Here is a 21902-nt window from a genome sequence, read left to right as displayed (position 1 = left end):
CGTGGGTGTATTCGGTGAACTGTTCCCCGGCAAGAAGCTCGAGGACGACGGCAGCGAGGACGGCGGCGGCCAGCTGCACCAGCCGCGCGTGAGCCTCGACCTGGACGCGGGAGTCATCCGCGTGTCCCCCGCGCCCCCGGCCGACCCGGACACGCCCGCCGAGCACGCCTGATACCCAGCCGCTAGGGTGGGCCCCGACAGGCGACGAGCCGGGGACGAGGGGCGAAACACCGTGACGGACAACCATGATCAGTGGCGCAACCCCGACAGCCCGGCGACGCCCGCGCACTCCCCGCAGGACCCGAACCGCGCCTGGGGCGAACAGCCGACCACGAATTACCCTGGGCACCAGCCGATAACGCCGGACCCGACCATGGTCCACCCGGGCTATGACCCGACGGCCGTCCACCCGGGACCAGCGCCCGTCCCGAATCACCCCGGCTACGAACCGACCGCCGCGTACCCCGGCCAGAACCCGGTGACCAACCAGCCCGGATACGAGCCCACAGCGGTGCACCCCGGCAACACACCGGCCCCGAATCATCCTGGGTACGAACCGACTGCGATCTACCCCGGGCAAGCGCCAGTTCCGAACCAGCCCGGCTACGAACCAACGGCGGTGCACCCCGGCAACGCACCGGCCCCGAATCATCCTGGGTACGAACCGACTGCGATCTACCCCGGGCAAGCGCCAGTTCCGAACCAGCCCGGCTACGAACCAACCGCGGTCTACCCCGGCCAAACACCGATCCCGAACCCGCCCGGCTATGAGCCGACGGCGGTATACACAGGGCAGCAGCCGATTCCGGGATACCCGGGACAGGATCCGGCGGCGGTCTACCCCGGTCAGCCCGTTCCCGGCTACCCGCCCGGTGCGTACCCGGGTCAGCAGTCGGCACCGAATTACTTTGGCCAGCAGCCCGTTCCGGGGTACGGACAGTCGCAGCCCACGCCGGGCGGCGGAGGCAATCGCACCTGGATCGTGCTGGCCGCCATCGTGGCCGTGATCGTAGTCGTCGGCGGCGGGATCGCGGCGTACGCGCTGACCCGGGACTCGTCGAGCTCCACCACCGCCGCTCCCGGTACCACCACGGGCCCGGCTCCCACCAGCCGCTCCGGAGGACCGTCGACCGGGCCGTCCAAGTCCGGTGCGCCCAAGCCGGGCGCGGGGACGGTGGCCGTTCCGGCCTACGGCGTCAGCTACGACGTGCCGAGCGGTTGGTCGGTCGGCGACCCGTCCGACACCGTGCCGCAGAGCGGGATCGACGGCACGTTCACCGGGCACGGCAAAGCCACCGAGGGCGGCGGCTACTGCCCCGGCTCGGCGTACCGGTCGCTCGCCTACGTCACCCGCGCCGACGGCAGCGATCCGGCCGCGGCCGCGCTCAAGATCGCGAAGATCTCCGCCCAGGGCGGCTACATGGACAAGTCCGGCGGCGCCGCGGGCGCGCCCAGCGCGGTGACCACCAAGAGCGGCATCGCCGGCCAGCAGGTGGAGACCTCCGGCAGCTGGAAGCCCGAGCCGGCCGGCTGCACCACGACCACCTACTCGATCTACACCTTCGCCTTCACCGGCCCCAAGAACGCCCTGCTGGTGCTGGCCATCCTGGCCGACCGCGGCACCACCGGCGAGCTCGCCGCCGACCAGGCCAAGCAGATCATCGCCAGCGTCCGCACCTCCTGACCCCTGCGCTGACGCCATGGCCACGATGGACGACGACGCCATCGCCGACGCCTTCCTCGTCGAGGTGCGGCCCTACTCGGCGCCGGTGATCCTCGAGGAGTACGACCGGCGGTGGCCCGCCCGGTACGAGGCCGAGGCGACGGCGATCCGGGAAGCGCTGGCCACGAAGGTCTTACGGCTCGAGCACACCGGTTCCACGTCCGTCCCGGGTCTGGCCGCCAAGCCCATCATCGACATGCTGCTGCTGGTCGCGCGCGCCCTCGACGCCCGCTGAATCGCGCTCCATAGACTGGGGCGATGCCCCTCGTCGAGGTGACCCACAAGGCGGAACTGCCCGAGACGATCCTGCGGGAGTTGGGTAAATGGCTGCCCCACCTGGTGTCGCAGGCGGTCGAGTGCCCCGAGGAGCCCTACGACGGGGATCTGCAGCCCGGGGACGTGGAGATTCGCTTCCGGCCGTTGGGCACGTTCGACCGGTCCGGACTGGACGTGGTCATCGAGATCCGGTCGAAGTACTTCGCGAGCCGCGCCGACAACCGGCAGGAGCGCTGTGACCGGCTGCTGGCCGATATCGAGAAGTTCGTCGACGCCACGATCGGCGTGTATCTGACACTGCCCGTCGCCGCGTGGGCCCAGAGCGAGTAGCCGCTCACCGGGACCGCTTCCATCAGTATTTCAATCACTGATTGAAATACTGATGGAACCGTGTTTCACTGCTTGGCATGGTCGAGAAGGTGTCCGCGGGAACGCGGGAACGGCTGATCGCCGCGGCGGAGCAACTGCTGCTGACCGAGCCGTACGACGAGGTCTCGGTGCGGGCGGTGTGCGCGGCGGCCGGGGCCAATCCGGCGGCCGTGCACTACCACTTCGGGTCCAAGGAGGCGCTGGTCGGCGCGCTCATCGAGGATCGGCTCGGGCCGTTGTGGGCCGAGGGACTCGCCGGAGCGCGGGGCGGGCGCGATTCGGTGCCCACGGTGGTGGACGCCATCCTCGCGCCGTTCGTCACGCTGGCGGCGGATCCGCTGGGGCGCTTGCACTTACGGCTGCTGGCCCGCTTCGTCCTGGGACGGCATCTGACCACCTGGCGAGGGCCGTGGTTCCAGATGGATTCCTGGGCGCCGCTGCTGCCCGAACTGTCCCGGGGCCAGGCCGCGCAGCGCTGGATGCTGGCCTTCGACCTCATCATCATGCGATTCGGCGCACCCGAGATCGAGGATCACGGCATGCCGGAATCGGCGCTCACGGCCCTGCGCACCTTCGTGGTGGCCGGACTCACCGCATCGGGAGAACAACCATGAACGACATCTTCGCACCGGCGAAACTCGGCCCGATCACCCTGCGCAACAGGGTGATCAAGGCCGCCACCTTCGAGGGCCGCACCCCCGAGGCGCTGGTCACCCCCGAGCTCATCGACTTCCATCGCGAGGTCGCCGCGGGCGGGGTCGGCATGACCACGGTCGCCTACTGCGCGGTCGCGCCGGGCGGGCGCACCGACCGGCACCAGATCTGGATGCGGCCCGAAGCCGTTGCCGGACTGCGGGAGTTGACCGACGCCGTGCACGCCGAGGGCGCGGCCGCCAGCGCGCAGATCGGGCACGCCGGACCGGTCGCCAATGCCGCCTCCAACCGAGTGCCCGCGCTCGCGCCCAGCCCCCTGTTCAGCCCGCTGAGCATGAAGGCCATGAAGGTGCCCGGCGACGCCGAGATCCGCGAACTCATCACCGCGCACGCGCGGGCCGCGCTGCTCGCCGAACAGGCCGGATTCGACGCCGTCGAAATCCATTTCGGCCACAACTATCTGGTCAGCTCGTTCCTGAGCCCGCTGCTCAACCGGCGCGGCGACCGCTGGGGCGGGCCGCTGGTCAACCGGGCCCGGCTGGCCCGCGAAATCGCCTGCGCCGTCCGCGAAGCCGTCGGCGACCGGCTCGCGGTGACCGCCAAACTCAATATGGAGGACGGCCGCCGCGGCGGGCTCACCATCCCCGAGAGCGTGCAGGTGGCCGCCTGGCTCGAAGCCGACGGCGCCCTCGACGCGCTCGAATTGACCGCGGGCAGTTCCCTGCTCAACCCGATGCTGCTGTTCCACGGCGACGCGCCGCGCAAGGAATTCGCCGAGGTCCTGCCCGGTCCGGCACGGCTCGGCTTCAAGGTGGTCGGGCGCGCCTTCCTCAAGGAGTACCCGTACCAGGAGGCGTACCTGCTGGAGCGGGCCCGCCAGTTCCGCCGGGAACTGTCCATGCCGCTGATCCTGCTGGGCGGCATCACCAATCTCGACACCATGAACCTGGCCCGCGCCGAGGGCTTCGAGTTCGTCGCCATGGGCCGGGCGCTGCTGCGCGAACCGGACCTGTTGCGGCGCATCCAATCCGAGGCGGGCACCCAGTCCGCCTGCGTGCACTGCAACAAGTGCATGCCCACGATCTACACCTCCACCCGCTGCGTGTTCCGGCCGGAGCGGACCATCATCGATTTCGACGGAAGGCAACGAGCATGAGCGGGGCAAGCCCGGAGGCGGCGGCGGAGCGTAACCACGGAGGGCTCCGCTCAGGCTCGAATGGACACGGCATGAGCGGACGGCTCGACGGGCGGGTCGCCCTGATCAGCGGCGGCGCATCGGGAATGGGCGCGTCGCACGCGCGCGCGTTCGTGGCCGAGGGCGCCTCGGTGCTCATCGGCGACATCTCCGACGAGGCGGGGACGAAGCTGGCCGCCGAACTCGGTGACGCGGCGGCGTTCATCCACCTCGACGTGACCAGCGCCGCGGACTGGCGGGCCGCGGTGGACGCGGCCGTCGAACGGTTCGGCAAGCTGAACGTGCTGATCAACAATGCCGGCATCCTCGACTTCGGACCGCTCGGCGAATACACCGAAGAACAGTGGCAGCGCGCGCTTTCCATCAATCTGACCGGCCCGTTCCTGGGCTTGACCGCCGCCCGTGACGCTCTGGTGGCGGCGCGGCCCGCGTCGGTGGTGAACATCTCCTCGGCCGCCGGGATCCAGGGCGTGCCGGGCGCGCACGCCTACACCGCCTCCAAGTTCGGGGTGCGCGGGCTGACCAAGTCCGCGGCGATCGAGCTCGCCCCGCACGGGGTTCGAGTGAATTCCGTGCACCCGGGCGGAATCCTGACCCCGATGATCGGGGTCCCCGAGGGCACCACCGCCGATCGCGCGGCCAACCCCCTGGCCCGCCTGGGCACCCCCCAGGAAGTCACCGACGTGGTCGTCTTCCTGGCCAGCCAAGAATCCAGCTACTGCAACGCCGCCGAATTCGTCGTAGACGGCGGCATGACAGCCGGCCGCCCCGCCTGATCCGCCGAGTGGCACATGCTGGAGGCGGAATCGGATATATCCCCTCCAGGATGTGCCACTCGGTGAATTGTCACTGCTTGTAGGTGGCCAGGAAGCGGCCGATGCGCTCGATGATGGCTTCGAGTTCGTCGGCGTGGGGCAGCGTCACGATGCGGAAGTGGTCGGGGCGGGGCCAGTTGAAGCCGGTGCCCTGCACGATGTGGATCTTCTCGCGCAGCAGCAGATCCAGGACGAATTGCTCGTCGTCGTGGATCTTGTACATGTCGAGATCGATGCGCGGGAAGGCGTACAGGGCGCCCTTGGGCTTCACGCACGAGATGCCCGGGATCGCGTTGAGCGCCTCCCACGCGCGGTCGCGCTGCTCGCGCAGGCGGCCGCCGGGCAGGGTCAGGTCGTAGATGCTCTGGTGGCCGCCGAGCGCGGCCTGGATCGCCTGCTGCGCGGGCACATTCGCGCACAGACGCAGCCCGGACAGCATGGTCAGGCCCTCGAGATAGTTCTCGGCGTGCTCGACCGGGCCGGAGACCACCAGCCAGCCGCCGCGGAAACCGGCCGCGCGATAGGACTTCGAGAGCCCGGAGAAGGTCAGGCACAGCACATCCGGGGCCAGGGCCGCGGTCGCGGTGTGGGTGAGGTCGTCGTAGAGGATCTTGTCGTAGATCTCGTCGGAGAAGACCACCAGGTTGTGGCGGCGCGCGATCTCCAGCATCTGCCGCACCACCTCCGGCGAATACACCGCGCCGGTGGGGTTGTTCGGGTTGATGATCACCAGGGCGCGGGTGCGGTCGGTGATCTTGGCTTCGATATCGGCCAGATCCGGCATCCAGTCGGCCTGCTCGTCACAGATGTAGTGCACCGGACGGCCGCCGTTGAGCGCGGTGGCGGCGGTCCAGAGCGGGAAATCCGGTGCGGGAACGAGGACTTCGTCGCCGTTCTCCAGCAGCGCGGTCATGGCCATCATGATCAGTTCGGAGACGCCGTTGCCGAGGAAGACCTGCTCGACGTCGATCTCGCTCAGACCCAGGGTCTGGTAGTACTGCACCACCGCGCGGCGCGCCGAGAGCAGGCCCTTGGACGAGGAGTAGCCGCTGGACTGCGGCAGGTTGCGGACCATGTCCTGGAGCAGTTCGGCGGGCGCTTCGAAGCCGAAGGGCAGCGGGTTACCGGTATTGAGCTTCACGACGTGATGCCCCTCGGCTTCCAGCCGTGCGGCATGCTCGGCGACCGGTCCACGGATCTCGTAGGACACGCCCGACAGCTTGCTCGACTGCTTCACCTGCATGAACGACCTCTTCTCGGTGTGGTTGCCGCACACTCTACTTGGAATTTCCAAGTTTGCACTTGGTATTTCCAAGTTGTTGGTTACAGTGGGATCGTGCCACGCCGAAGCTACGACCACTACTGCACCGTGAGCCGCGCCCTCGACATCGTCGGCGACCGGTGGAATCTGCTGGTGGTCCGCGAACTCTGTTCGGGCCCGCGCCGCTACAGCGACCTGTTCGCCGACCTGCCCGGCATCAGCACCGATGTGCTGGCCGCCCGGCTCAAGGACCTCGAGCGTGACGGGATTCTCACCAAACGCCGCATCGGGCCCAGGGCGGGTACCGCGCTCTACGAACTCACCGACTCCGGCGCGGCGCTGCGGCCGGTCCTCGACACCCTCTCGGCCTGGGGCACCGCCCAGCTCGGCGAGCAGCGCGCCACCGACGCCGTCCGCGCCCACTGGTTCGCGCTCCCCCTCGGGCGGGCCGTCGCCGAACTCGTCCCCGCGGGCACGGTCACGGTCCGTATCGGCGACACCGCCTTCCACTACGTGATCACCGAGACCGGCCTCACCCACCACGACGGACCTGCCGACACCCCCGACCTGGACCTGCGGCTCGACCTCGCCGCGGCGAGCGAGATCGCCACGGGCGCACGCTCACTCGCCGACACCCTCGCCGAGGCCACGGGCACCGGACATCCGGCCGCCTGAGGCGGACCGTCCGCGCGGCACGGGCGACGGGTCACCCGACGTCGGTAGCATCGGCTGGGTTGCGCCCGCATCGACCGAGGAGGACCGCGTGACCAGCGATAACGTCGGCACCATCACGATGATCGGATCCGGGAGCGCCAGTGCGACACCGGACATCATGCGGGTAGCCATCTCCGTGGACACCCGCGCCGACACCGTGGCCGCGGCCTACGCGCGCGCCGGGGAACAGGCCGACGCGGTGATCCAGTCGCTACGCGGGGACGGAGTACAGGGACGCGACATCTCCACCAGCGGGCTCACCGTGCGGGCGGAAACCGTATGGACCGATGGCAATCGGGAGAAGCTGGTCGGCTATACGGCGGGGACGTCGCTGACCGTGACACTGCGTGACATCGCCGGGCCCGACGGGGAAGCCGAGTCCGGCAAGGACGGCGGGCCCGCCGCGATCATCGCCCACGCCGTCGCCGCCGGAGGTGACGATGTGCGGCTCGGCGGGCTCACGCTGACCGTGGCCGATGAGGAATCGCTGATGGTCCGTGCCCGCGACGAAGCCTGGGATCACGCGGTGAGCAAGGCCGAACAGTACGTATCGCGGGCGGGCCGCACACTCGGGCCGATCGTCGAGATCACCGAGAACATCTCGGGACCCACCCCGGCCCCGCGCATCGCCTTCGCCGCCGCCGCGAAAGCCGGAGGGGCCCCGGCCATGCCGGTGGAGCTCGGCGAGAGCGAGCTGTCCACCAGCATCCGCGTCACCTGGCAGCTCGCCTAGCTTCGATTCAGTGCTGGACTCGAGCCAGCAGGGCGGTGGCGTGGACGAGGGTCAGCTGGACGCGGAATCTGGTGGCGTCGGCCCTGGTTCGGTGCGGGAACGGGTCCTCGTCGGTCAGGCCGCGCAGGTCGTGCAGCAGGCGGGTGCCCTCGGCGATGGTGAGGCGGCCGGTGTCGACGAGGTGGCGGACATTGCGGGTGCCGTCGAGGTCGCCGGTGCCCGTGGCGTAGGCGGTCACCTGGAGCAGGGCCGAACGCAGACGCTTCTCACACGCCGGAAAACGGCCGCGCCCATAGTGTTTGACGGCGGCACGCAGATGGTCGAGGGCGGTCTGCTGGCCGCGCACCTCCAACTCGGTCTCCAGCAGGGTGACCCGGTCGGCGAGCCGCACCGGCAGCTCGCCGGTGGGTTTGAGGCGGCAGCGCACGGTTCCGTCGGGGCCCTCCCCCGTCACCCGGTCGACCTTCATGCGATACCCGTCGGCCAGCAGCGCCCGGCGCAGCTCCGGCATCCACGCCGGAAGACTCTTGCGCTGCAACGACTCCCCCCGCAGGAAGCGCGACACCGTCACCTCGACCAGATCCAGCAGCGCCCGATCCGCCTCCGCGTTCCCGCCCTGCGCTGCGACCCGCGCCCCGTACACCGGACTCACCAGCCGCCCCCAGTAGCTGTCGGCGTTCACCCACATCGGGACCCCGTACTCCGGCCGCTTGAGATCCACCCCCAGCAGCAGAGCCTCGAGCGAGTGGAACTTCGACTGATCCCCGTAGATCAGTTCCAGGACCGACGCCAGCGTCGGATCCGACAACGTACTCATGGGCAACATCTTGGCGCAGCCCCCGACGCCGCCGCCCGCCAACCCACCTGCGCCACAACAAGATCAGGGAGCGGTCGAGGCGGGGAATCGGAGGGAATCCCGCGATGACAGCTCCCCGATCCCGGAGGTCAGCGTTCGAAGGCGGCGATGCACTCGACGTGATGAGTGCCGGGGAACGCGTCGAAGACCCGCAGGGCCACGGGGCGGTACCCGGCGGAGCGGTAGAGGCCCACGTCGCGGGCGAAAGAGGCCGGGTCGCAACCGATATGGATGATGCGGCGCGGAGAATGCTCGCTCAGGGCGTTGATCACGTCCTTGCCCGCACCCGCGCGCGGCGGGTCAAGGACCACGACATCCGGTGCGGCGCCGGACTGTTCGTGAATCCAGCGCTCGACCCGCTCCGCGGTCAGATCCACCCACGGCATATCCCGCAGCGCGGCCCGGCCTTCGCTGACCGCGGTGCGGGCGAACTCCACACCGTGCACGACACCGGTGTCGCCGACCTGCCCGGCCAGTCGCGCCGCGAACACGCCCACACCGCAGTACAAATCCCACACCAGCGCGCCCGGCGCGGCATCGGCCCACTCGGCCACCACATCCGAATAGCACTGCGCCGCACCGTAATGCGGCTGCCAGAACCCGGTCGCCGACAGCTCCCACCGGCGCTCGGCGACATACTGCACCGCCCGCCCGGTGCCATCCACCACCCGCTCGGTCCGGGCGCTGTGCGCCGCCGCCCGCCGCGCGGCGGTACTGCGCCGATCCCCGGCGCGACCGCCCCGCTCACGCCGCTCCCGCTGCCCACTGCGTTCGTCCCCGGCGGGCGCGATCTCGACCAGATGCCGCATCCCGTCCCCGTCGACGGCCACCACAAGATCGGCCCCGGGCGTCCACTCGCGTTCGGCGATCCCCTCCATGGCCCCCGCCATCGGCTGTGGGCACCCCAGATCCGTGATCACCTCGGTGCTCCGATACCGGTGCACCCCGGCCCGCCCGTCAGCGTCCACCACCAGCCGCACCCGGCTGCGCCAGCCGCCGGCATACGCGTCCGCCGACGGCGGCCCGACCAGCCGCACGCCGTGTCCGGGCCCGGCGTCGTGCGTCGCGGAACTGCCGATGAGGGCGCTCGCGACATGCGTGGCCACTCCCCCGATCCGGCCCGGCGCGACACCCGTGTCCGGGCGGCCCCCGGCGCGCGATTCGGATACCGGTCCCGACTGAGCCTTTTCGGGCACGGCAGGCTCGGAGGCACCCGCGGTCGGCTGCGATTCGGGGCTCGAGCCCGCCAGCAGGGTCGCGCCGAGACTCGTGGTCACGCCACGGGTCCGTCCGGAACTGCCCGGCAGGGCGATCAGTCCGGTGCGGGAGTCCGGTTGCGCCGCCGCACCGGTCGGCAGCCCGAGGGGCACCGGGATGGGTTCGACGGTGAAGTCCGGCTCCCAGTCGGCGAGGCGACGCAGCTGGTCGGCGACGACCTGATGCTTGAGGGCGCGCTGCGCCTCGGGGGTAGCGAAGGTGAAGTCACAACAGCCCGCGCCGCCGGGGCCCGAGACCGGGCAGGTGGCGGGGACGCGGTCCGGCGACGGGTCGAGGATGTCGATGACGTCGGCACGGCAGAACGAGCCGCCACGATCCTCGGTGACCAGGGCGCGGACCAGCTCGCCCGGTAGGCCGTGGCGGACGAACAGCACGCGGCCCTCGTGGCGGGCCACGCAGAATCCGCCGTGGCCCGGCGGGCCGAGACGAACCTCGAAGACCTCGCCGTACCAGTCGGGTCCGCTCACGATTCGTCCCCGAAACCACGACGCACCGAACCGGGCGCGTTGACCACACGGCTCGGGTGAGCCCGCCCCGCCGACGAGGACAGCTGCCAGGGGACGCTGGTCACCATGACGCCGGGCTCGAACAGCAGACGCCCCTTCAGGCGCAGCGCGCTCTGGTTGTGCAGCAGCTGCTCCCACCAGTGACCGACCACATATTCGGGGATGAACACGGTGACCACGTCGCGCGGTGAGGTCTTGCGCACGCGCTTCACGTAATCCACCACGGGCTTGGTGATCTCACGGTACGGCGATTCGATCACCTTGAGCGGCACCGCGATATCGCTGGACTCCCACGCGCGCACCAGCGCCCGGGTGTCGGGTTCGTCGACATTGACCGTGATGGCCTCGATGGTGTCGGGCCGGGTGGCGCGGGCGTAGGCCAGGGCGCGCCGGGTCGGCATGTGCAGCTTGGACACCAGCACGATGGAGTGGGTGCGGCTGGGCAGCACCGCGTCCCAGTCGGCCTCGTCCAGCTCCCGCGACACGGAGTCGTAGTGGCGGCGAATGAGTTTCATCAGGCCGAAGATCGCCGCCATGGTGATGATGGCGATCCAGGCGCCCGCCAGGAACTTGGTGACCAGCACGATGATCAGGACGGTCGCGGTCATGGTCAGGCCGACGGCGTTGATCACTCGCGACCGCTTCATCCGCATCCGCTGAGCGGGATCGGTCTCGGTGCGCAGCAACCGGGTCCAGTGCCGCAGCATGCCGGTCTGGCTCAGCACGAACGACACGAACACGCCGACGATGTAGAGCTGGATCAGGCGCGTCACCTCCGCGCCGAACAGCACCACGAACGCGATGGCCGCACCCGCCAGGAACAAGATGCCGTTGCTGAACGCCAGCCGGTCACCACGGGTGTGCAGCTGACGCGGCAGGAAACGGTCCTGCGCCAGAATCGAACCCAGCACCGGGAAACCGTTGAAGGCGGTGTTGGCCGCCAGCACCAGGATCAGCGCGGTGACGATGGTGATGAAGTAGAACCCGGCCGGGAAGCCGGAGAACACCGCCCCCGCCAGCTGCGCCACCAGGGTCTTCTGCTCGTAGCCCGCGGGCGCGCCGATCAGGTCCGAGGTGTTGTGGGCGTAGACGATGCCGACCTTCTGGGTGAGCACGATCATGCCCATGAACAGCGTGACCGCGATGCAGCCCAGCAGCAGCAGGGTGGTCGCGGCATTGCGCGACTTGGGTTTGCGGAAGGCCGGGACACCGTTGGAGATGGCCTCGACACCGGTCAGCGCCGCACAGCCGGAGGAGAAGGCGCGGGCGATGAGGAATACGAACGCCAGGCCGAACAGATGCTCGTCCTCGGCTTTGAGCCCGAACCCGTACGACTCGGCGTGCACGGTCTGGCCCAGGAAGATCCGGACGAAACCCCAGATCAGCATGATGAACATGCCGATCATGAAGGCATAGGTGGGAATCGCGAACGCCGTGCCGGACTCGCGCACGCCACGCAGATTGATCGCGGTGAGGATCACAATCGCCGACACCGCGAACAGCACCTTGTGCGTCGAGACGAACGGCACCGCCGACCCGATATTGGACGCCGCCGAGGAGATCGACACCGCCACCGTGAGCACGTAGTCGACCAGCAGCGCGCTGCCGACCGTCAACCCCGCGGTGGGTCCCAGATTCTTGGTGGCGACCTCGTAGTCGCCGCCGCCGGAGGGATAGGCGTGCACGTTCTGCCGATAGCTGGCCACCACGACCGCCATCACCAGCGCGACCGCCAGACCGATCCAGGGTGCGTAGACGTAGGCGGACAGACCGGCCACCGACAGCACCAGGAAGATCTCCTCGGGCGCGTATGCCACCGAAGACAGCGCGTCCGAGGCGAAGACCGGGAGCGCGATCCGCTTGGGCAGCAGCGTATGACCGAGAGAATCGCTGCGGAATGGGCGGCCCACCAGCATGCGCTTGGCGGCCGTCGTCAACTTCGACACTCCTGGCAGCATAGGTCAGTCCGCGGGGGACCGTGTTCGCGGCGCGACGTGGCCGGTCCGCGGCCGTAGGGTGACCTCGGGCGCTGTGAGGTTTTTCCGGTTCCGGTTTGAACATGTTCCGGAGGGGGAAAGTGCCCGCAGTGAAACTCGAGCGGTACGGTTGCCACCCGGCCGATATTTCGATCAAGCAACCAGACCGCACACCACGGTTTTCGGGAATGGGGTTCGTACGGTGTACGTCGTGATCATGGGATGTGGGCGGGTCGGATCCTCGCTCGCCCGCGCCCTCGTCCGCATCGGCCACGAGGTCGCGGTGATCGATCAGAACTCGAGCGCCTTCCTGCGCCTGGGCCGCGACTTCCCGGGCCTGTGCATCACCGGTGTCGGCTTCGATCGAGATGTGCTGACCCGGGCCGGAATCGAACGCGCCGGCGCCTTCGCCGCCGTCTCCTCCGGCGACAACTCCAACATCATCTCCGCGCGCGTCGCCCGCGAGACCTTCGGCGTGGAGCGCGTGGTCGCCCGCATCTACGACGCCAAACGCGCCGCCGTCTACGAGCGCCTCGGCATTCCCACCATCGCCACCGTGCCCTGGACCACCGACCGGTTCCTGCGCACCCTGGTCGCCGACCAATCCACCACCACCTGGCGCGACCCCACGGGGACCGTCGCGGTCACCGAACTCGACGTGCACGAGAACTGGTACGGGCGTTCGGTACACGATCTCGAGGAGGCCATCGGCGCCCGAGTGGCCTTCGTCATCCGCTTCGGGCAGGGCGTCCTGCCCACCGGCAAGTCCATGCTGCAGGCCGACGACCTGGTCTACATCGCCGCCACCTCCGGCACCGTGGGCGAAGCCGTCGCCCTGGCCGCCAATCCCCCTGCCCCCGAGCACTGATCGTGAAGGAATCCCGATGAAGGTAGCCATCGCCGGGGCCGGAGCCGTCGGACGCTCCATCGCCCAGGAACTGCTACGCGGCGGTCACCAGGTCATGCTGCTCGAGCGCCGCCTCGACCACATCGACCCCACCAGCGCGCCCGCCGCCGTCTGGACCCACGCCGACGCCTGCGAGCTCGAGACCCTCGAGGAAGCCGGACTCGAGACCTACGACGTGGTCATCGCCGCCACCGGCGACGACAAGGTGAACCTGGTGTTCAGCCTGCTCGCCAAGACCGAATTCGGGGTGCAGCGGGTGGTGGCCCGGGTCAACGACCCACGCAACGAGTGGCTGTTCGACTCCTCCTGGGGCGTCGACGTCGCGGTGTCCACGCCGCGGCTGCTGGCCTCGCTCGTCGAGGAGGCGGTCTCGGTCGGCGACCTGGTGCGACTGATGACGCTGCGCCAGGGTCAGGCCAACCTGGTCGAGATCACCCTGCCCACCGATACCCCCCTGGCGGGCAAGGCCGTTCGCACCCTCACCCTGCCCCGCGACGCCGCCCTGGTCACCATCCTGCGCGGCGGGCGCGTCATCGTCCCGCAGGCCGACGATCCGCTGGAAGGCGAGGACGAACTGCTGTTCGTCACGTCCATCGAGGCCGAGGACGAGCTGCGCAAGACGCTCGGCGTCAATGGGGTCAACGGGCTCGGCTCGGCCGAAGCCACCGCCTGACCCGCGACCCCCGCATACGGCGATGGGCCGGGCGCACCCCCTGCGCCCGGCCCATTCGCCGTCTTCACCCCCCGAACCCTCAGGACGCCTCCCGCAGTTCGGCGCGCAGCCGGTTCAGCGCGCGGTGCTGCATGACCCGGACCACGCCCGGGCTGGTGCCGATGGCCTCGGCGGTCTCGGCCGCGGTCCAGCCCAGCACGATCCGCATGACCAGCACCTCACGGTGGGTCGAGGACAGCACCTGCATGAGGTCGCGGGTGGCGCGACGGGTCTCCATCGCCAGCGCCCGCTCCTCCGGGCCCGCCTCGGTGTTCGGGGCGTCGGGGAACTCCGCCACCGGGTAGGCCGGGTGCAGCTGCGCCCGCCGGAACGCGTCGGCCACCTTGTTCGCCGAGATGCCGTAGACGAAGGCCAGGAAGGACTTGCCCTGGTCGCGATAGCGCGGGATGGCCTGCACCGTCGCCAGGCAGATCTCCTGCGCCACATCGTCCGCGGTCACGTGCAGGTGGCCCGCGCCGCCCATGCGAGCCGCGCAGTAGCGGCGCACCAGCGGGTACACGATCTTGAGGATCTCGGAGACGGCGGCGCGGTCACCGGCGGCGGCCGGGCCGATCAGCTTCTCCAATTCCGCTGCGGCGCGCCGGGACTCCGAGGTCGCCACACTGCCGGACTTGCTGCCTCCCCGCCCCGCCGGGTGCCGGCGCGAGGCTGCAATCTGCACCGCGGTCCCGAGCCCCTCGCCCCGTTCCTGCGCTGCCACTGCCTTGCCGTCGGTACTCAACACCGCGTTCCTTTCTCCGTAGCCTGTGAGAGCTTCTGAGAAAGATCGTGCTCGCCGGGAGGCCGCCGAAATAGGTACCCCAGGGGTGGGTTGGTCACCCCCTTCCGTCCCCCGACGGCCCCGAAGGTGTTGCGCGACGCGGATTTAGCGCGATAAGTGCCCGAAATGGACGATTGAGCTAGACGGCGGAGTCCGCGGCCCCGGCCGCATTCGCCCTGGCAGAGGGCAGATGACCGGCCTTGCGAACCGCCCAGAAGGTCACCAACGCCGCCACCGCGGTCAACGGCCACCCCATGGCGATGCGCGCCACCGCGAGCAGACCGGTGCTGTTGGCCGCGTACAGGTGGTTCTGCACCAGGTACCGGGCCACGAACACCAGCGCCCACACCGCGGTCGCGATGTCATAGAGCCGCATGGCGCGCTTGTCCGAACGCCACCCGGTGCCGTGCCCGTTCAGGGCGCCCCAGATCACGCCCGCCAACGGCCAGCGCACCACCAGCGACAGCAGGAACGCCCCGCCGTACACCAGGCTCGCGTAGATGCCGAACAGGAAGAAGCCCTTCGCCTCACCCATCCGGTAGGCGATGAACGCGCACACGCCCACCCCCAGGAAACCGGAGATGGCGGGCTGGATCGGACCGCGACGCACCAAGCGCCACACCAGGATCGCCGCGGCCACGGCCAGCGACGCCCAGATCGCGGCGGTCAGGCCGCGCAGCGAATTCACCGGCACGAACACCAGTACCGGCAGCGAGGAGTAGATCAGGCCCGACAGGCCGCCCATCTGCTCGAGCAGGGTGGGCTCGGGGCCGTCCTCGGCGCCCTCATGGTCCTGGTCGGCGGCGCGTTCGGCGTCGACCATCGCCTGCATGTCGTCGTCCAGCAGCGCCTTGTCCAGCCGCCACGGGGTCTCACCGGCCTCCGGTACCGCGTTGAGCTGGACCGTGGGCGGATCGAAGGCGGGCGCGCCAAAGGGCTCGGCGGGGCCGCGGCCCTCGTCGCCGCTGCTGGTGGGGTTCGGCATGAGTGTCAGGAATTCCCGCGCAGTTCGTAGTAGGGGTTGTAGATGACCTTGCCGCCATCGCGTTCACCGACGCGGCCGCGGACCAGAATACGACGGCCCGGTTCGATTCCCGGGATACGACGCCTGCCGATGAACACCAGGGCCACACTGTCGGTGCCGTCGAAGAATTCGGCGGCGACCTCCGCCCCGCGGGCCTTGGGACAGGCCTCGACACTGCGGAGCCGGCCGACCATGGTGACTTCCTCACCACGCCGGCATTCCGATGCCCGGGACGCGCCCGACGCCTCCGACGTCTCGGCGAGCTCCTCGGCATCCAAACGATCCAGGTCCTCCGTCAGTCTGCGGCCGAGCCGCCGGAAATAGCCTGACGGGGTGTCCTTCCCACCCGCGGATGGCATCTCGCACGCTCTCCTGTAGAGCTCGGACGGCGTGGGTCTCACGTCGTTCGTTCCTTCCACGTCGACCGGGCGGTTTGCCACCCGGCCGCTCGTGGCCGTACCTCCGCCACTGTAGATGGGACGGGCTGCACCCGCCACGCGCGCCCGTCCCCGCTACAGTCGGCCGGTGCCCGATCTTCCCCGTCCGGCGGTCGCCGTCGCCCTGCCCGGAACCGGCTCCGACGCCCATTTCGCCCGCCGCGCCTTCGGATCCGCCTGCGCCGCATTGGATCTGCCGTTCCTGGCGGTCGACCCGGACCCGCGCGCCGTGATCGAGAGCTACCGGGCCGCCCTCGACGCCGCCGCCCGCTCCGGACCCGTCCTGGTCACCGGGATCTCGCTCGGCGCGGCCGTCGCCGTGGACTGGGCCGCCGAGCACCCCGACTCGGCCTTCGGCGTGGTCGCCGCCCTGCCCGCCTGGACCGGCGCCGACACCACCGGCTGCCCCGCGGCCCTGTCCGCCGCCGCCACCGCCGCCCAGCTGCGCGCCGACGGCCTCGACGCCGTCATCGACCGGATGCGCGCATCCAGCCCCGCCTGGCTGGCCGACGCCTTGACCCGCTCCTGGACCTCCCAGTGGCCCGAACTGCCGTCCGCCCTGGAGGAGGCCGCCGCCTACGCCTGGCCCGAACCCGGGCTGCTCAGCCGGGTCAGCGCACCCGTCGAGATCATCGCCGCGGTCGACGACCCGGTGCACCCGCTGGCGGTGGCCGAGCAGTGGGCCGCGCACCTCCCCCACGCCACGCTGCACCGGATCACCCTCGACGAGTTGGGTTCGGACCCCTCGATTCTGGGTACCCGTGGCATCAATGCCCTCTTCCCTCGCCGCGTCACCACCCCCTGACCGAATTCCGGCCCACCGCAGCACAACTCCGGCCCAGCGCAGCACAACTCCGGCCCAGCCGACCGTGTTCGCCGGGTCCGAGGCCGGGCCGTCCGCCGCGCGGACACCGATTCCGCTGACAGCGAAACGGGGCGCCGCCCGTGTGGCGATGCCCCGTTTCGTCGTGTGTCAGAGCCGAATCCGGGTCGGTGATCGCGACCCGGACAGCTCGGTGCGGACCTCTACCGCTCGGTCAGTTCAGACCCAGCTGCTGCATGGCCGAGCCCTCCGCGCCGCGCCGCGGCTCGGTCGGGGCCTGCTCGGGCTGGAAGGCCGGACCGCCCTGCATGGCGTCCATCTGGGCCTGCATGGCCTGCTGCTGGGCCGCCAGCTGCTGCTGGTGGGCGGCGGCCAATTGGTCGGCCAGCTCCTGGGGTAGGACCACGGGGAGGGGTTCGCGGACCGGTAGCGGCTCGTCGCCACGGCGGACCACGGTCTCACCCATGACCGCGCGAGCGGCGGCGACCAGCGGCGTGTTCTCGTCCGCCGCGCCGGTCGGGCCCGCCGCCACGAGGCGAACCATCCAGCGGTGACCGTCCACACCGATGAACCGCAGATCCGCGCCCTGGGTGATGGCGTGCAGCTCGCGGCCCCACGGACCCTGCACCACCGACACCTGCGCGCCGTCCTTGCGCAGCGTCTCCGCGAGATCGGCTGCCACCGAACGCCATTGGCCCGCCGACTTGGGCGCGGCGTACGCCGCCACGGTGATGCGGCCGTGCTGGGTGGCCAGGTGCACCGCCTGCGGGGTGCCGTCGGGGGTCATCTCGACCTGCAGCTGCCCGCCCGGCGGCACCGGCACGATGACCGAGCCCAGGTCCAGGCGCTGTTCGGCGATGGCCTCGAGCCGGTCGGCGACGTCCTCGTAGTCGTACGGGCCGATCTCGGGGCCGCGCGCGGGCGCCGGCTCGTCGTCGTATTCGTCTGCCGCGTCGGCGGTTTCGTCGTACTCGTCCTCGTACTCGTCGTACTCGGCGTACTCGTCGTCGTACTGCGGCGCGTCGTCTCTGTCGCCGCCCTTGCTCTTCTTGCGTCCGAACACCATCGTCATGCCTCCTTGCCGGTCGCCTGACCCGCCCCACCGGACTGCGCGAGGCTGGCATGCCCACCGCTGGATCCGTATCCTCCCGCGCCGCGCGCGGTGTCGTCGAGGGTCTCCACCTCGACGAAGTCCACCAACTCGACCTTCTGCACCAGTAATTGTGCGATGCGGTCACCTCGCCGGAGCTCGATCGCGGTGCGCGGATCGTGGTTGATCAGGCATACCTTGATCTCACCTCGGTATCCCGCGTCGACCGTGCCGGGGGTGTTGACAACCGACAGGCCCGCCTTGGCCGCCAGCCCGGAGCGCGGATGGATCAGCCCCACCGTGCCGATCGGGAGGGCCACCGCGATGCCGGTACCGACCAGCACCCGCTCCCCCGGTTCGATGATGACGTCCTCGGTGGTGCACAGGTCCACGCCGGCGTCGCCCTCGTGAGCACGCGTCGGTACGGGGATGCCGGGATCGAGCCGCAGCAGGGGAATAGGTGGAATACCGGTCACGTGCGCCGAGCCTACGCGTTCGACCGCCCGCGGCGGAGTCGACGGGGCCGGAGTAGGTAGCGGAGCGTAACCACGCAGGCACCCGACTCCGCCGCCGTCGAGCAACAGCCATTGACCTAGTCTGAGGTCGTGTCCGACCAGCCCCCTCAGGTGAAACCTCAGCCGCAGACCAAGCCCCTCTACACCGAGCGCCTCTGGGTGCCGCTGTGGTGGTGGCCGGCCGCGCTCGTCGTGACCGGACTGCTGGCAGCCGAAATCCACATGGGCGCACCGGGTGTGCGGGCCTGGCTGCCTTATGTGCTGCTGTTCCCCGTCGCGGCGTGGGTGCTGCTGTGGTTCTCGCGTCATCGCCTGGAAGTGGCCCCGGACGCGGACGGCGTCCCGGAACTGCGCACCGGCCGCGCGCATCTGCCCGCGACCTTCGTCAAGCGGGCTGCGCCGGTTCCGGCCAGCGCGAAGAGTGCGGCGTTGGGTCGACAACTCGACCCCGCCGCCTTCGTCCAGCATCGAGCCTGGATCGGGCCCATGGTGTTGCTCGTCCTCGACGATCCCGAGGATCCGACGCCGTACTGGCTGGTCAGCACGCGTCATCCGGAACGTGTGATCGCAGCGCTCGGCCTGGAGAACGCGGCCGAATCGGCCTGATCCCCTTCGATCACATTTCCTGAGAAGTACTGCGCGATCCGGCCCGGCCCGCGCTCGGCGAACCGAGCGCGGGCTGGCCGGACACGCTCCGAGGGACCGAGCCTTAGGCGGCGCAGTCCATGCAGATCAGCTGACCGCCGGCCTCGCTGGCCAAGCGGCTGCGGTGGTGCACCAGGAAGCAGCTCGAACACGTGAATTCGTCCGCCTGCTTCGGGATGACCCGGACCGAGAGCACTTCCTCGGAAAGGTCCGCGCCGGGAAGCTCGAACGACTCCGCGGTATCGGATTCGTCGATATCCACGACGGCGGACGCGGCTTCGTTGCGGCGAGCCTTCAGCTCCTCCAGCGAGTCCTCCGAAACATCGTCGGATTCATTGCGCCGCGGTGCGTCATAGTCGGTTGCCATGTCGTCTTCCCCTCGTCCTCACTCCGTATATCCCGGACCGGCACCCGTCCGACCGCCTCCTGCCGGAGCCTGATCGGGCCGCGGTACCGCCCCGCCCGTGGTGTACGTCACGCGTACACCGGTCACAGATCCGGGCCGGATAGTTCCTCATCCGCACCGGATCGCGCTCGGTCAACGCAGGACATGCCCTTGTTGTTCCCGAAATCGAACCCCAGATTCACCTGGGTTGTACGATCTGGGCCGCCAGACAATAGCGGACCCCGGGACCAAAGTCGCAATCAAAACCCGCGCGAGTTGAAACTGAGGGGCAATCGTCACCGCTGAGGGAACTGTCCGAGATCTTCCGCACCGCCTCGAGACCTCCCCTCCACCTTCGCGACACCCCGGGCGCCACACCGGTGCCCGACTTGCCGCAGCCGTTCACGCGACATTCCCGACGTTTTCGTAGAGTGTGGGCGTGGTTTCACTGATCACCCAAGGTAAAACGACCGATCCGACTGGGCGGACGTTCATTCGCCGACGCTGGGAGCCCTGGGCCGCCATGGTCGGCGTCATCGCCCTGATCTGCGTCGTCGTGTGGTTCAAGGCGCTGACGACGAGCGAGGGTGACCAGGGCGCGATGGCCTGCAACTCCCCCAGCCCCGCCTCCAGCACCGCCGCGGCCAAGCCCACGCCGCTCGGCGAACGGGTCGGCAACTCGCGGCTGCGCGATGTGCAGCCCGCGGCGCTGGCGGCCTCCAAGGTGCGGGTGTTCAACGCCAACGGACAGCGCGGCCAGGCCGCGCATGTGGCCTCCCAGCTGGGCGATCTCGGTTTCGCCAGTGCCCCGGACGTGCAGATCGGCAATGACCCGGTCTATGTGAACGGCGACCTGGAGTGCACCGGGCAGATCCGCTTCGGTGTGAAGGGACGGCCCGCCGCGGCCGCGGTCCAGCTGGTCGTGCCCTGCGCCGAGCTGATCGAGGATCAGCGCCAGGACGAGACCGTGGACATGGTGCTGGGCTCGCTGTTCCGCGACATCCGGCCCAGTACCGATGCCGAAGAGGTGCTGCGGGCGCTGAAGAACCCGACGCCGGGCACCGCGCCCGCGGTGGACCCGAAGCTGCTCGACGCCGCGCGCCACGCGAAGTGTTGAGAATCTCTTTCGCGACGGCGCGGCTCTGACCGTTCGCGCCGTCCGCGAAACTCGCGCCGTCACAGTCGAATAGATGCCCCGGGGCCCGATGCCCCGGGACGAATCGATCGCCGCGACCGCCTCGGTCGCGGCGATCGGCTGTCCAGCCCTCTGTCAGGGAATCGGGATAGGGGTGGTGACATCGAACCGTTCGAACATGCCGAACAGTTCGTCAGCGATGCCGGGCGCTGCCGCCGACACCAAATCGCCTGCCGTGCCCGGCGAGTCGAGCTCCGGCGGCAGGATCAGCCGTGCGCCCGCCTCGGTGGCGATCAGCGCGCCCGCGGCCCAGTCCCACAGGTTCAGGCCGTGCTCGAAGTAGGCGTCGGTTCGGCCCTCGGCCACCGCGCACAGGTCCAGGGCGGCCGAACCGAAGCGGCGGAGGTCGCGAATGTGCGGCAGCACCTTGCCAATCAGTTCACCCTGGCGGGTGCGGCGCTCGGTGGCGTAGGCGAAGCCGGTGGCCACCAGCGCCATGGACGCCGTGTCGACCGGGTTGGCGCGCAACGTAACCGGGTCGCCGCCGGGGGCAGCGCCGTCGGGGCTGGAGTCGGCGCGGTGCGCGCCCAGGCCCAGCCCGGCGCTGTAGGTGACGGCGTGCGCGACGTCGGCGACCGCGCCCGCGACCGGTCGGCCGCCGCGGACCGCGGCCACCGACACCGAGTAGGACGGGATGCCGTAGACGAAGTTGACGGTGCCGTCGATGGGGTCGACCACCCAGTGCACCAGGTCCGGGTCGTCGGCGATGGTGCCGCCGTCCTCCTCGCCGACCACCCGGTCGCCGGGGCGCAGCTCGGCGACCAGCTTGCGGACCAGCTGCTCGGTCTCGGTGTCGACGATGGTGACGGGGTCGGTGGGGGTGGACTTGGACTGCACGGCGGCGGTGGCGTGCGCGCCCGGCCCGAAGACCTGCGGGCGGCGCTCGCGGACGTGGGCGGCGGCGGTCTCGGCGAGATGCACCGCGACCCGGCGCAGTTCGGCTATGTCTGAAGTGTCGGTGTTCGTGGCGTCGGTGGGGGCGGTGGAAGTGAAATTCGATTCCGGCACGAGCTCCATCGCAGCACAGATCCG

25 protein-coding genes are annotated in these 21902 nt (G+C 70.0%); 14 read left to right on the top strand and 11 right to left on the bottom strand.

Translation table 11 applies throughout. The features are described 5' to 3' along the window. The first annotated feature begins 1 nt into the window (after nucleotide 1). From ACQPYY_RS12960 to ACQPYY_RS12930, 7 genes are all read left to right on the top strand, one after another. Nucleotides 2-172 carry a hypothetical protein gene (locus ACQPYY_RS12960; protein ID WP_433593904.1) on the top strand — a complete coding sequence of 57 codons (171 nt, stop codon included), beginning with the start codon at nucleotides 2-4 and terminating at the stop codon, nucleotides 170-172. A gap of 810 nt (nucleotides 173-982) precedes the next feature. Beyond that, on the top strand, nucleotides 983-1684 hold the full coding sequence (locus ACQPYY_RS12955) for a hypothetical protein (protein ID WP_433593903.1): 702 nt from the start codon (nucleotides 983-985) through the stop codon (nucleotides 1682-1684). Nucleotides 1685-1700: 16 nt separating this feature from the next. Then, nucleotides 1701-1958 (top strand): GrpB family protein, encoded by a 258-nt coding sequence (locus ACQPYY_RS12950; protein ID WP_433593902.1) that lies wholly within the window; start codon nucleotides 1701-1703, stop codon nucleotides 1956-1958. 23 nt (nucleotides 1959-1981) lie between these two features. Beyond that, complete coding sequence (locus ACQPYY_RS12945) at nucleotides 1982-2329, top strand: hypothetical protein (RefSeq protein WP_379097053.1); 348 nt, start codon at nucleotides 1982-1984, stop codon at nucleotides 2327-2329. 77 nt (nucleotides 2330-2406) lie between these two features. Continuing rightward, the gene (locus ACQPYY_RS12940; protein WP_357283118.1) at nucleotides 2407-2982 is read left to right on the top strand and encodes a TetR/AcrR family transcriptional regulator; all 576 of its coding nucleotides are present in this window, start codon (nucleotides 2407-2409) and stop codon (nucleotides 2980-2982) included. Next, on the top strand, nucleotides 2979-4178 hold the full coding sequence (locus ACQPYY_RS12935) for an NADH:flavin oxidoreductase (RefSeq protein WP_433593901.1): 1200 nt from the start codon (nucleotides 2979-2981) through the stop codon (nucleotides 4176-4178). Before ACQPYY_RS12940 ends, ACQPYY_RS12935 begins: the two co-directional genes overlap by 4 nt. A gap of 71 nt (nucleotides 4179-4249) precedes the next feature. Next, on the top strand, nucleotides 4250-4993 hold the full coding sequence (locus ACQPYY_RS12930; RefSeq protein WP_433593900.1) for a glucose 1-dehydrogenase: 744 nt from the start codon (nucleotides 4250-4252) through the stop codon (nucleotides 4991-4993). Nucleotides 4994-5063: 70 nt separating this feature from the next. Here ACQPYY_RS12930 and ACQPYY_RS12925 read toward each other — a convergent pair whose 3' ends face one another. Continuing rightward, nucleotides 5064-6347 (bottom strand): pyridoxal phosphate-dependent aminotransferase, encoded by a 1284-nt coding sequence (locus tag ACQPYY_RS12925; RefSeq protein WP_379100203.1) that lies wholly within the window; start codon nucleotides 6345-6347, stop codon nucleotides 5064-5066. Nucleotides 6348-6368: 21 nt separating this feature from the next. On the opposite strand from ACQPYY_RS12925, the gene ACQPYY_RS12920 reads away from it, so the two are divergent. Then, nucleotides 6369-6968 (top strand): winged helix-turn-helix transcriptional regulator, encoded by a 600-nt coding sequence (locus tag ACQPYY_RS12920; protein ID WP_379097043.1) that lies wholly within the window; start codon nucleotides 6369-6371, stop codon nucleotides 6966-6968. A gap of 88 nt (nucleotides 6969-7056) precedes the next feature. Continuing rightward, nucleotides 7057-7740: an SIMPL domain-containing protein gene (locus ACQPYY_RS12915; RefSeq protein WP_433593899.1), complete on the top strand. Its 684-nt coding sequence runs from the start codon at nucleotides 7057-7059 to the stop codon at nucleotides 7738-7740. A gap of 7 nt (nucleotides 7741-7747) precedes the next feature. On the opposite strand, the gene ACQPYY_RS12910 is transcribed toward ACQPYY_RS12915, so the two are convergent. The 3 genes from ACQPYY_RS12910 to ACQPYY_RS12900 form a co-directional block, all read right to left on the bottom strand. Continuing rightward, nucleotides 7748-8557 (bottom strand): hypothetical protein, encoded by an 810-nt coding sequence (locus ACQPYY_RS12910; protein WP_433593898.1) that lies wholly within the window; start codon nucleotides 8555-8557, stop codon nucleotides 7748-7750. Between the two features lie 128 nt (nucleotides 8558-8685). Next, complete coding sequence (locus tag ACQPYY_RS12905) at nucleotides 8686-10341, bottom strand: class I SAM-dependent RNA methyltransferase (RefSeq protein ID WP_433593897.1); 1656 nt, start codon at nucleotides 10339-10341, stop codon at nucleotides 8686-8688. Beyond that, the gene (locus ACQPYY_RS12900; protein WP_379097034.1) at nucleotides 10338-12326 is read right to left on the bottom strand and encodes an APC family permease; all 1989 of its coding nucleotides are present in this window, start codon (nucleotides 12324-12326) and stop codon (nucleotides 10338-10340) included. Before ACQPYY_RS12900 ends, ACQPYY_RS12905 begins: the two co-directional genes overlap by 4 nt. Nucleotides 12327-12558: 232 nt before the next feature. Between ACQPYY_RS12900 and ACQPYY_RS12895 the strand changes: the two genes are divergently transcribed. Beyond that, on the top strand, nucleotides 12559-13224 hold the full coding sequence (locus ACQPYY_RS12895; RefSeq protein WP_213556565.1) for a potassium channel family protein: 666 nt from the start codon (nucleotides 12559-12561) through the stop codon (nucleotides 13222-13224). 16 nt (nucleotides 13225-13240) lie between these two features. Beyond that, nucleotides 13241-13936 (top strand): potassium channel family protein, encoded by a 696-nt coding sequence (locus ACQPYY_RS12890; RefSeq protein ID WP_379097030.1) that lies wholly within the window; start codon nucleotides 13241-13243, stop codon nucleotides 13934-13936. 79 nt (nucleotides 13937-14015) lie between these two features. On the opposite strand, the gene ACQPYY_RS12885 is transcribed toward ACQPYY_RS12890, so the two are convergent. From ACQPYY_RS12885 to ACQPYY_RS12875, 3 genes are all read right to left on the bottom strand, one after another. After that, nucleotides 14016-14597, bottom strand: coding sequence for a sigma-70 family RNA polymerase sigma factor (locus tag ACQPYY_RS12885; RefSeq protein ID WP_357195933.1), 582 nt, complete (start codon nucleotides 14595-14597; stop codon nucleotides 14016-14018). 298 nt (nucleotides 14598-14895) lie between these two features. Further along, nucleotides 14896-15579, bottom strand: a complete 684-nt coding sequence (locus ACQPYY_RS12880; RefSeq protein ID WP_433594640.1) for a DUF3159 domain-containing protein — start codon at nucleotides 15577-15579, stop codon at nucleotides 14896-14898. Nucleotides 15580-15746: 167 nt separating this feature from the next. Next, complete coding sequence (locus ACQPYY_RS12875) at nucleotides 15747-16139, bottom strand: OB-fold nucleic acid binding domain-containing protein (protein WP_357283100.1); 393 nt, start codon at nucleotides 16137-16139, stop codon at nucleotides 15747-15749. Nucleotides 16140-16305: 166 nt separating this feature from the next. Between ACQPYY_RS12875 and ACQPYY_RS12870 the strand changes: the two genes are divergently transcribed. Then, nucleotides 16306-17022 (top strand): alpha/beta fold hydrolase, encoded by a 717-nt coding sequence (locus ACQPYY_RS12870; protein ID WP_433593896.1) that lies wholly within the window; start codon nucleotides 16306-16308, stop codon nucleotides 17020-17022. A gap of 232 nt (nucleotides 17023-17254) precedes the next feature. Here the strand turns inward: ACQPYY_RS12870 and ACQPYY_RS12865 are convergent, their stop codons facing one another. Then, nucleotides 17255-18103 (bottom strand): DUF3710 domain-containing protein, encoded by an 849-nt coding sequence (locus ACQPYY_RS12865; protein WP_433594639.1) that lies wholly within the window; start codon nucleotides 18101-18103, stop codon nucleotides 17255-17257. 5 nt (nucleotides 18104-18108) lie between these two features. Further along, nucleotides 18109-18606 (bottom strand): dUTP diphosphatase, encoded by a 498-nt coding sequence (gene dut, locus ACQPYY_RS12860; protein ID WP_379097023.1) that lies wholly within the window; start codon nucleotides 18604-18606, stop codon nucleotides 18109-18111. A gap of 129 nt (nucleotides 18607-18735) precedes the next feature. Here dut and ACQPYY_RS12855 point away from each other — a divergent pair, with 129 nt between their 5' ends. Then, entirely contained in the window at nucleotides 18736-19251 is a 516-nt protein-coding gene (locus ACQPYY_RS12855) for a DUF3093 domain-containing protein (RefSeq protein ID WP_379097021.1), read from the top strand. 103 nt (nucleotides 19252-19354) lie between these two features. Here the strand turns inward: ACQPYY_RS12855 and ACQPYY_RS12850 are convergent, their stop codons facing one another. Then, on the bottom strand, nucleotides 19355-19657 hold the full coding sequence (locus ACQPYY_RS12850; RefSeq protein WP_040859007.1) for a DUF4193 domain-containing protein: 303 nt from the start codon (nucleotides 19655-19657) through the stop codon (nucleotides 19355-19357). 457 nt (nucleotides 19658-20114) lie between these two features. On the opposite strand from ACQPYY_RS12850, the gene cei reads away from it, so the two are divergent. Further along, nucleotides 20115-20792 carry an envelope integrity protein Cei gene (cei, locus tag ACQPYY_RS12845; protein WP_379097019.1) on the top strand — a complete coding sequence of 226 codons (678 nt, stop codon included), beginning with the start codon at nucleotides 20115-20117 and terminating at the stop codon, nucleotides 20790-20792. A 153-nt stretch (nucleotides 20793-20945) separates the two neighbouring features. On the opposite strand, the gene ACQPYY_RS12840 is transcribed toward cei, so the two are convergent. Next, nucleotides 20946-21887, bottom strand: coding sequence for an inositol monophosphatase family protein (locus ACQPYY_RS12840; RefSeq protein WP_433593895.1), 942 nt, complete (start codon nucleotides 21885-21887; stop codon nucleotides 20946-20948). Between the last annotated feature and the right edge of the window lie 15 nt (nucleotides 21888-21902).

It is taken from the genome of Nocardia sp. CA-145437 (genome assembly GCF_050956485.1).
GTDB lineage: Bacteria > Actinomycetota > Actinomycetes > Mycobacteriales > Mycobacteriaceae > Nocardia.
This window is presented reverse-complemented; position numbering and strand designations above follow the sequence as displayed.